6 protein-coding genes and 1 tRNA gene are annotated in these 5,477 nt (G+C 41.2%); 3 read left to right on the top strand and 4 right to left on the bottom strand.

The features are described 5' to 3' along the window. Positions 1-199 (bottom strand): RNase H family protein (locus tag DBR11_RS28360; RefSeq protein WP_304594488.1); only part of this gene is annotated, 199 nt, incomplete at its 3' end. 358 nt (positions 200-557) lie between these two features. Between DBR11_RS28360 and DBR11_RS30040 the strand changes: the two genes are divergently transcribed. From DBR11_RS30040 to DBR11_RS28350, 3 genes are all read left to right on the top strand, one after another. Then, positions 558-1,166 carry a hypothetical protein gene (locus DBR11_RS30040; RefSeq protein WP_199233996.1) on the top strand — a complete coding sequence of 203 codons (609 nt, stop codon included), beginning with the start codon at positions 558-560 and terminating at the stop codon, positions 1,164-1,166. A 96-nt stretch (positions 1,167-1,262) separates the two neighbouring features. After that, on the top strand, positions 1,263-2,504 hold the full coding sequence (locus DBR11_RS30035) for an SPFH domain-containing protein (protein WP_233260944.1): 1,242 nt from the start codon (positions 1,263-1,265) through the stop codon (positions 2,502-2,504). Positions 2,505-2,664: 160 nt separating this feature from the next. Continuing rightward, the gene (locus tag DBR11_RS28350; protein WP_108555891.1) at positions 2,665-3,087 is read left to right on the top strand and encodes a DUF805 domain-containing protein; all 423 of its coding nucleotides are present in this window, start codon (positions 2,665-2,667) and stop codon (positions 3,085-3,087) included. A gap of 29 nt (positions 3,088-3,116) precedes the next feature. On the opposite strand, the gene DBR11_RS28345 is transcribed toward DBR11_RS28350, so the two are convergent. The 3 genes from DBR11_RS28345 to DBR11_RS28335 all read right to left on the bottom strand — a co-directional run bounded on the left by DBR11_RS28345 (position 3,117) and on the right by DBR11_RS28335 (position 5,349). Continuing rightward, positions 3,117-3,932, bottom strand: a complete 816-nt coding sequence (locus tag DBR11_RS28345; protein WP_108555890.1) for an AraC family transcriptional regulator — start codon at positions 3,930-3,932, stop codon at positions 3,117-3,119. A gap of 90 nt (positions 3,933-4,022) precedes the next feature. Then, positions 4,023-5,036 (bottom strand): SDR family NAD(P)-dependent oxidoreductase, encoded by a 1,014-nt coding sequence (locus tag DBR11_RS28340; protein WP_108555889.1) that lies wholly within the window; start codon positions 5,034-5,036, stop codon positions 4,023-4,025. A 236-nt stretch (positions 5,037-5,272) separates the two neighbouring features. After that, positions 5,273-5,349: transfer RNA gene (locus DBR11_RS28335), tRNA-His, on the bottom strand. Between the last annotated feature and the right edge of the window lie 128 nt (positions 5,350-5,477).

The following is a 5,477-nucleotide window of genomic DNA, read 5'->3' as shown; positions in this document are numbered from 1 at the left end:
AGTATACGGTTACTTGTTGTCTGGGGCTTTTGATGGTCTGCAGACCTACAATTACGGCAAGAAGTTCCATTCTGTTGTTGGTGGTGAGGCGAAAACCGCCACTGAGTTCTTTGTAATGAGCTCCGGAACGTAAAATTACGCCGTAACCTCCGGGACCTGGATTTCCGCTTGCTGCACCGTCTGTGTAAATGTCTATCATAAATCTATCCCCGTCTCTGTTTTCTTTTCTGGTATGTGGCGAAATTAAACAATATGATTTGCTTCTGAAAGCTAAAATGAACTGGCAGATACTTATCGTGTGAGCCGGAGTGATGGAGTTGTTGCGGAATTTGAATTTTGCCTGTTTTTCTGCTGTTTAGGAAGTGATCTCCAGAAATGTCAAGTGCAGGTGGTGTTTCTGTTAAAATCGGCCTTGAATTGTCTTTTAGGCCTTAAAATCGATTGAAATATATCTTCAAAATAAGTTAAAAATGTGGTAACAAAGTGTTTATTTTGGTCTCTATATGGAGCCTGATAAATGGTTTATCGGGCTAAAAAACAAAAAAATAAATAGGCTTATGGAAGCGCTCATTTTTAAGTACTGGTGGGTTTTAGTGGCACTGTTATGTGTAGTTTTATATAAATATATTTTGCGGTTTTTATTTGGGATGGTGATTGTTCCTGAAGACAAAATTGGATTAATTACTAAAAAGTTCGTGCTCTTTGGGGCGGATAAGGAATTGCCGGATGGAAGGATTATTGCCATTAAGGGGGAAGCTGGTTTTCAAGGGAAGACTCTGGCGCCAGGACTCTATTTTGGGATGTGGTTTTGGCAGTACAGTGTAACTATGGAGCAGTTTACCATTATTCCTGAGGGCAAGATCGGACTGATTATGGCTAAGGATGGTTCGGAAATACCAACGGGGAATATCCTTGCCAAGAGAGTGGATTCAGATAATTTTCAGGATGCGGTCAAGTTTTTGGAAAATGGTGGGCAGCGTGGCCGGCAGGCATCTTATATTACTTCCGGTTCTTACCGTATTAATACGATGTTGTTCCAGATTTCTATTACCGATATGATCCGTATCCAGGAAAGTATGGTGGGAATTGTGACTACACTTGATGGATTGCCGATTGAAGCGAATCAGATTGCGGGTAAACTGATAGAGGGGCATAACAATTTTTAGGATTTTGATGAGTTTATTAAACGAGGGGGTAATAGGGGGCTGCAGCCGCAAGTGATTCTGGCGGGTTCTTATAATTTAAATCCCTGGGCCATTCAATTGGAGGAAATCCCAATGACGGAAATTGCTATTGGTTATGTTGGTGTGGTGATTTCCTTTATTGGGCAGGATGGTAATGATTTAACCGGGGTTGATTTTAAACATGGTAATATTGTAGGCAAAGGTTCTAAAGGTGTTTGGTTAGAGCCACTTGGACCTGGTAAATATCCGATCAATAAGTATATTATGAAGGTGGAGCTGGTGCCGACCACCAATTTGGTTTTGAATTGGGCATCGGCGCGTAGTGAAGCACATAATTTGGATAAGAATTTATCTACGATCACTGTTCGTTCAAAAGATGGTTTCCCTTTTAATTTAGATGTGGCACAGATTATCCATGTTCCGACAACGGAGGCTCCGAAAGTTATTGCCCGTTTTGGTAATATGGTGAACCTGGTTTCACAGGTGCTGGAGCCAACAATTGGTAACTATTTCCGTAACTCGGCGCAGGATAGTGATGTGATTGCGTTCCTGAGTACGCGTAAGGAACGTCAGGAATCGGCTAAAGAACACATCAGAAAAGTGCTTGATGAGTATAATGTGAATGCGGTTGATACTTTGATTGGGGATATTGTTCCGCCAGAATCTTTAATGAAGACCTTGACTGACCGTAAAATAGCAGAAGAACAAAAGGTAACTTATAACACGCAGAAGCAGGCGCAGGAAACACGTCAGGGGATGGAGAAAGAAACGGCCATTGCGGATATGCAAAAGGATATTGTTAAAGCGCAGCAAAGTGTAGAGATTGCAGAACGTACAGCAAGTGCTACGGTGAAAAAGTCGGAGGGTGACGCAGCGGGTGTGAAGCTGGCAGTTGGTGCAGAGGCAGAGGCGACTAAAATGAGGGCACATGCGGAAGCTGAAGCCACTAAAGCGAGAGCACAGGCGGATTCTGAAGCAATTAAACTGAGGGCTTCGGCAGAGGCTGAACAGATTGCTTTAACGGGTAGTGCTGAGGCGGGTAAAATTCTGGCTGTGGGTAAATCTACTGCTGAGGCTTATGAACTTGCGGTGAAGGCGCTGGGTGGTGAAAATTTTACGCGGTATAAAATTACAGAAGAGCTGTCGAAAGGGAATGTTAAATTAATTCCAGATGTATTGATTGGTGGAAACGGAAATAGTGGAGGCTCGGCAATGGATGGTTTGCTGGGTTTGAGGTTGATGGAGTTGATGGATCCGGAGAAACGAAAGGATTTGCTTACGGTAACGGAGGTTGTGGAAATAAAACCTAAAAAGGAATAGTACTGGTTTGTAATGTAGTTTGAAAATGAAAAGCTCTGATTTTGTCGGGGCTTTTTTTAGAATATTGATGATTTTTCATAGAATTGTATAATTCCAGGATTTATATTGCCAAACAACTCAATGCGCTTTCATCTTATTAAGACTCTTACACCACAATTTTATGTTTAAAAACCCTTTTTCTTTTGACGGCAGGATACGTAGGCTCGAATATGGGCTAAGCTATTTGTTTTATTTCCTTTATGCTATGGTAGCTGGTGCTGTGATTGGTTTATTGTCGATTACCCAAACTATAACTCCCGTTGAGGAGTCCAAATCGGACCTTGTTTATTTCATTGTATCTCTTCCTTCATTTTACTTTATCCTGGCTCAGGGTGCAAAAAGATGTCATGATCGTGGAAATAGCGGGTGGTGGATGTTAATTCCTTTTTATGGATTTTGGATGTTATTTGCAGATGGGGATATAGGGGATAATGAATATGGCGAGAATCCAAAAGGAATATATTATGATGTTGATGATGATAGCTCTGGGGCAGAGCCCATTGATGATGTTGATGGAGATGGGGTTATCATAGAAAACAAGTAGAGTGGGATCAAACAGAATAATGGAGGCTGCTAGTGAGTATGGCTGGGTAGCCGATTGGGAGAAACACCGTATTTCTTTTTGAAAATATAGGAGAAATGGGATAGGTCTTCAAAGCCGACTTCGAGGTAGACCTCCGTTGGCTTTTTCTTTTTTTCGGTTAAATGGTAATAGGCTAGTTCAAGTCTTTTAGCTGTGAGCCATTTTTGAGGAGTTGTATCGAAAAGTTTCTTGAAATCTCTGTTGAATGTAGATAAACTTCTTCCGGTTAGATAGCCTAGTTTTTCCAATGGCATATTGAACATGAAATTCCGCTGCATAAAACTGACCAGATCTATTTTGCCAGGTGTATCAAAGTTTGCCAATACGCTGTTTACTCCTGGGTCAATTATTCTAAGGATACTTATTGCCTCTTCAATTTTTAAGGAGGCAAGACTTTCTGGAAATTCTCCTTCAATATCGAAATAGGGTATCAGCGAAGCTAAGCAGCTTTCTAAAAGCGGGTGGTTGCTAAAGCTGTATATTTTTTTTTCGGGTTGTGTGTTTTTTTTGGTGTCAATTCTTTCATAAAATTTCTTTAACCGTTCGGTTGATAAATGCATAACCACTGTTTTATGTGGCAGACCATTTTTTGGATAGTTGATAATGGTAGCTAGTTCATTTCTTGGGATGAGAAAAATATCTCCTGCTCTAAAATAAAAAGTACTGTCTGCCTGTATGATTTTTGTTTCGCCCGAAATGAACCAGACCAGCATGTGGTCATTAAACATGAGGTCTGATTTGAACAGCTTGTCTTCGTAACTGGAAAGCTTGATCTCTTTTGTTAGATATTTGGATAGATGTTCCACTGCAATAAAGTTATTTGATTTTGGTGGATTTCCCTAAAGAAATCCACTGATGAACGAAATAGCTGACCACTGTTTATCGGAGTGTTCTGCTTAGTTAACATGGAATGTGATGCCAGTCATTTCCTCGGTAAGCTTCCAAAGTTTTTTAGCATAGCTTTCGTCCAGAGAATAGGCCTGTACACCGCTTGTTCCCAGTTTGTTCTCGTGTTTTAAATCCCCTGTGTCTAAGATTGCGATATCTCCGTCTTCGCAATACACACCTCCGATGGAGTTGAGCAATGGGCTGGTTGCGCACCATATCGTAGTGGCGGCACCCTGAGGGATGGTCTTCAGGCTAGCAAGGACTTCCGCACGGATATGACCTTCCTCATTAAAGAAGCCCAACTGTTTGAATAATTCTATATCAGCATTTCTGGCCAGTTCTGTTCCGTGGATAGAGCCTGGATGTAATGAATAGGCCCTTACGTTAAATGCTTTGGCTAAATTGTCCAGCTCAAGGGTGAAAAGATTGCTGGCTGTTTTTGATTGTCCGTAAGCCTGAAGTGTTTCGTATTCCCGATGTTCGAAGTTGGGGTCATCGAAATTAAAAGGTGCCATCTGGTGTCCGTAAGATGATACATTAACAACTCTTGCCCCATTTGCTTTTTTAAATGCAGGCCATAATCTTGCGGTAAGTTGGAATTGCCCCAGGTAATTGGTGGCCAGTTGCGATTCAATGCCACGGTTGTCTCTTTGTAAAGGAACCCACATGATACCGGCATTGTTGATCAGCAAATGCAGAGGCCTGCCTGAGGCCAGGAATTTCTCTGCAAAAGTATCAATAGATAGGGGATCGATCAGGTTCATGATTTCAAGTTCTATATTTGGAATACCCATCAGGTTCTTTTTTGCTTTTTCTATATCTCTTGCTGGGACGATAACCGTTGCGCCAGCTGCGGCGAGTACTTTGGTGGTTTCCAGTCCAATGCCTGTGTTGCCACCTGTTACGATTACGTTTTTTCCGGTCAGGTCAATGCCTTTAATGACTTCGCTTGCAGTTGAGTTGGCATTAAAACCAGAGCCTGTTGGGTGTTGCAAAGCGCCTTGATAATTGTTCTTTTCCATTTTGTTTATTGTTTAAATGTTATAGGACAAATTTAGGCGGATGCTGAAGGGAGGATTTTGTTTAGCGTGTCAATTAACTTTGTTTTCCGTGTCAGATTATTTGCCGGGAGATTAATCTTAGGTCAATTTCTTTCTATAGAATCTAAGTGGGCGGTGGCTTGTTGTTTTTTGAAGACGGGGATACAGATACTTTGTAAACAAAAAAAGCAGTCTTTTCAGACTGCTTTTTAAAAACTTGGGGTGGAATATGGGGCTCGAACCCACGACCCTCGGTACCACAAACCGATGCTCTAACCAACTGAGCTAAAACCACCATGTTTTTTTCAGTGTGACAAAAGTACGAACATTTACTGATTATTCAAATTTTTCGAAGAATAAATGGTGATTTTTTACTAATTAATTCTGGTTCAGGGAGATTAATTTTTTTGACCAAAATTCCGT

Source organism: Pedobacter sp. HMWF019 (assembly GCF_003061025.1).
Lineage (GTDB): Bacteria > Bacteroidota > Bacteroidia > Sphingobacteriales > Sphingobacteriaceae > Pedobacter.
Note: the sequence above shows the minus strand (reverse complement) of the source record. Positions and strands in the feature narration are given on the sequence as shown.

Excerpts from the sequence above, each read along its gene's own strand:
- DBR11_RS30040 (WP_199233996.1), top strand. The coding sequence starts at position 558 with ATGGAAGCGCTCATTTTTAAGTACTGGTGGGTTTTAGTGGCACTGTTA.
- DBR11_RS28350 (WP_108555891.1), top strand. The coding sequence starts at position 2,665 with ATGTTTAAAAACCCTTTTTCTTTTGACGGCAGGATACGTAGGCTCGAA.
- DBR11_RS28340 (WP_108555889.1), bottom strand. The coding sequence starts at position 5,036 with ATGGAAAAGAACAATTATCAAGGCGCTTTGCAACACCCAACAGGCTCT.